At 67.4% G+C, this 1114-nt stretch carries 1 protein-coding gene; it reads right to left on the bottom strand.

Features of this window, described 5'->3' with window-relative positions:
• Position 1 precedes the first annotated feature (1 nt).
• Positions 2 to 1114, bottom strand: a 1113-nt coding sequence (locus tag JF290_RS19395) for an S-(hydroxymethyl)glutathione dehydrogenase/class III alcohol dehydrogenase (RefSeq protein ID WP_199026553.1), incomplete at its 5' end; no start/stop codon positions are given.

Genomic DNA, 1114 nt, shown 5'->3' with positions numbered 1-1114 from the left:
CTCAATACTCCACGACCGCACGAATGGATTTTCCTTCGTGCATGAGGTCGAAGCCGTGGTTGATCTGGTCCAGCGTGAGGGTGTGGGTGATCATCGGGTCGATCTCGATCTTGCCGTCCATGTACCAGTCGACGATCCTGGGCACGTCGGTGCGGCCGCGGGCGCCGCCGAAGGCGGTGCCGCGCCAGCTGCGTCCGGTGACCAGCTGGAAGGGCCGCGTGCTGATCTCGGCGCCGGCGGGGGCGACGCCGATGATGATGCTCTCGCCCCAGCCCTTGTGCGCGGCCTCCAGCGCCGTGCGCATGACGCCCACGTTGCCGGTGGCGTCGAACGTGTAATCCGCCCCGCCCCCGGTCAGCTCGACCAGGTGCGCCACCAGATCGCCCGACACCTCGGACGGGTTGACGAAATCGGTCATGCCGAACCGCTTGCCCATCGTGGCCTTGTCGGGGTTCAGGTCGACGCCGACGATCTGGTCCGCCCCGGCCAGCCGCAGCCCCTGGATCACGTTCAGACCGATCCCGCCGAGCCCGAAGACGATGGCGCGGGAGCCGATCTCGACCTTGGCGGTGTTGATCACCGCCCCGATGCCGGTGGTGACGCCGCAGCCGATATAGCAGATCTTGTCGAACGGCGCGTCCTTGCGGACCTTGGCCAGCGCGATTTCCGGCAGCACCGTATGGTTGGCGAAGGTCGAGCAGCCCATGTAATGCAGGATCGGCGTGCCATCCAGCATCGAGAACCGGCTGGTGCCGTCGGGCATCAGCCCCTGGCCCTGGGTCACCCGGATCGACTGGCAGAGATTCGTCTTGGGGTTGAGGCAGTACTCGCAGGTCCGGCACTCGGGCGTGTAGAGCGGGATCACGTGGTCGCCGACCTCGAGACTGGTGACGCCGGGGCCGATCTCGACCACCACGCCCGCGCCCTCGTGGCCGAGAATGGCGGGGAAGAGCCCCTCGGGATCGGCGCCCGAGCGGGTGAACTCGTCGGTGTGGCACAGCCCCGTCGCCTTGATTTCAACCAGAACCTCGCCCGCCCGCGGACCCTCGAGATTGACCTCCATCACCTCCAGCGGCTTCCCCGCCTCCATCGCAACAGCCGCTCGCGTGCGCAT

It is taken from the genome of Sedimentitalea arenosa (assembly GCF_016428585.1).
GTDB classification, from domain to species: domain Bacteria; phylum Pseudomonadota; class Alphaproteobacteria; order Rhodobacterales; family Rhodobacteraceae; genus Sedimentitalea; species Sedimentitalea arenosa.
Note: the sequence above shows the minus strand (reverse complement) of the source record. Positions and strands in the feature narration are given on the sequence as shown.